This is a genomic window from Streptomyces niveiscabiei (assembly GCF_001419795.1).
GTDB lineage: Bacteria > Actinomycetota > Actinomycetes > Streptomycetales > Streptomycetaceae > Streptomyces > Streptomyces niveiscabiei.
Genome location: NZ_LIRL01001455.1, coordinates 1 through 1913, shown reverse-complemented (window position 1 = coordinate 1913; position 1913 = coordinate 1). Strand labels below are relative to the sequence as shown.

The window sequence follows — 1913 nt, the reverse complement described above, 5'->3', positions numbered from 1 at the left end:
CGCGCGGGCGCCGACGGTCCGCCGGACCCGTTCCCCTCGCCCCGGCTCTCCTGGCCCTGCGAGCCCTTCTGCACGGGGTTGTAGGCGCTGGGAGCCTGCTGCTCGGCGAGCTGCTCCACCACCCGGGCGTCGTGCGCCCGTAGCGCCTCCAGCAGCTTGGCGAGTCCGGCATACGCCTGGGAGGTGAGCATGTTGTCGGCGGTCTCGCCGGGCCCGAGGAGGACCGGTACGACCAGACTGGCCGTCTTGCCCTCGCCGGGCTGCATGCGCAGCGCCCGGCCGACGGCCTGGACGAGGTCGGGCATGGAGCCGCGGACGTCGGCCCAGTAGACGGAGTCGCAGTTGCGGGTGTCGACGCCCTCACCGAGGACCTTCACCGAGCACAGGAAGCACTTCTCCACGACGGTGCCGTCCGTGGCGATCCCGGCTGCGAACTCGCCCAGGAGGCGGCGCCGGTGGAGCGGTTTGTGTTCGCCGCACAGCCACTCCGCCCAGATGGTGCGCGGGTACAGCTCGGGGTCGGCGGCGTGGAGTTGCGCGGCGACCTGCGGGAGACCGGCCGCGAACGCCTCGGCTTCCTTGACGACATGGTGGAAGATCAGTGTGCGCCGGAGGTTCTCCTCCGAGGACGCCTTGAGCAGGGCGGTCTGGAGGGCTGCGAGCCGCGCTCCGCGGACCTCGTCCGAACGGCCTTCAGCGCCCAGGAGCTGGGCGGCCTGGTACTGGGTGTCGGTCACGTCCACGCATACGACTTGGTAGGGGGCGCAGATTCCCCGGTCGATGGCCTCCGAGAGGGTCAGGGTGTACGCCCTGCTGCCGAAGGGGCCTTCGGGGTCGTCTGCCATGCTCGCGACCAGCGCGCCGGGCACGCCGTCCTCGTCCCCGAGCTGCCACAGCCGGGGAGTGGCGGTCATGTACAACCTGCGTAGGGAAGGGATCTTCTGGTTGTCGTGGACGACCGCCCAGGGTTTCCCGATCCGGCCGGAAACGCGGTGGGCCTCATCCACGACGATCAGGTCCCAGGCCACGAGGCCCCCAGCGTGCGCCCGTTCCAGTGCGCCGAGTCCGAGGCTGGCGTAGGTGGCGTATACGGTCACCTTGTCCAGACCGCGCGTCCACTCCACCAGCTCGTCCGGGTCTGTGGTGTTGGGGAAGGAAGCCTCTTCGCCACGCAGGGACGACACTCCGACCATCGGCCCCTTACGGCCTGCTTCGCGCCATGCGGTCTCGGTCTGGAGGAGGAGGTCCAGTGAGGGTACGAGGACCAGGACGCGGCCCGCGCACAGTTCCTCGGCACTGCGCGCGGCGACGAGGCTCTTCCCGGACCCGGTCGCCATGATCACCTGGGTACGCAGCCCCCGCAGCGGCACGACGGCCCGGGCGGGCAGTTCGAGAGCCCGCAGCACCGCGTCCACGGCCTCCCGTTGATGCGGACGGAGTTCCATCACACCCAATGCCCAGCCCTCTCAGCGGTTCGGCCATCTAATCCCAGAGTCTATCCCACACGTCATTTTGAAGCACACACCCCACGAAAGCAGTCTGACACCCAGTCACCCCGACCTCTGTACGCTCCTCGCCGCCCGGGCCGAAGGCCCGGAAGAGTGTTCCGCGCTGCGCGCGGAACAGTCCGCGACTGGAGCGCAGCGGAAGTCACCGGCTGACCGAAGGTCAGCAGCACTCCAGTTGGTGGTGTGCGCGCAGCGCATACCACCAATCCGTGGTGCGCGCGCAGCGCGGAACACCTCGCTGCTGGAGCGCAGCGGAAGCAGCGGACTGGCCGAAGGCCAGAGCGGGGAGCGAAGCGAGCCGCAACCGCTCACGCGGAGCGGGAGCAGCCAGCGCGCGCAGCGCGGCGGTTCGCTGCTCCCGCTCCGCGTGAGCGGTTGCGGCTCGCTTCGCTCCCCGCTCTGGCC

Annotated in this window: 1 protein-coding gene; it reads right to left on the bottom strand. The window is 70.2% G+C overall.

Features of this window, described 5'->3' with window-relative positions; translation table 11 throughout:
* Nucleotides 1-1445 (bottom strand): DEAD/DEAH box helicase family protein (locus AOK24_RS44920; RefSeq protein WP_159052260.1); only part of this gene is annotated, 1445 nt, incomplete at its 3' end.
* Between the last annotated feature and the right edge of the window lie 468 nt (nucleotides 1446-1913).